Source organism: Psychrobacter sp. CAL346-MNA-CIBAN-0220 (assembly GCF_040309805.1).
Taxonomy (GTDB): Bacteria; Pseudomonadota; Gammaproteobacteria; order Pseudomonadales; family Moraxellaceae; genus Psychrobacter.
The window spans coordinates 1-280 of record NZ_JBEOPF010000152.1 but is presented as its reverse complement, the minus strand read 5'-3'; the positions used below and the strand labels follow the sequence as shown (position 1 = coordinate 280).

The following is a 280-nucleotide window of genomic DNA, read 5'->3' as shown; positions in this document are numbered from 1 at the left end:
GCCCTTTTTCGATTTTCGCCATCCGTTCCCCGGTAATCAGCGAACGCGGACGGGCAATCGGCTGCGATTTGCTGCCTTCCGGCGCGGTATGCAGGTTCTGATAGTCAAAATCGAACGGCTCGTAATAATCGTCGATCCCCGGCAGATGCGGGTTAGCGAAGATTTTACCCAGCAGCATGGCACGGTTACCCATGCGCGGCTGCAGTTTGCCGTTGATTTTACGGATCCAGCCGCCTTTGTATTTTTCCTGGTTTTCCCAGTCAGTCGGGAAGCCCTGGCC

The 280-nt window shown here is 55.7% G+C and carries 1 pseudogene; it reads right to left on the bottom strand.

Going from position 1 to position 280, the window contains the following annotated elements:
• A pseudogene (narH, locus tag AAEY88_RS13100) lies at positions 1-280 on the bottom strand (nitrate reductase subunit beta); the annotation flags it as partial.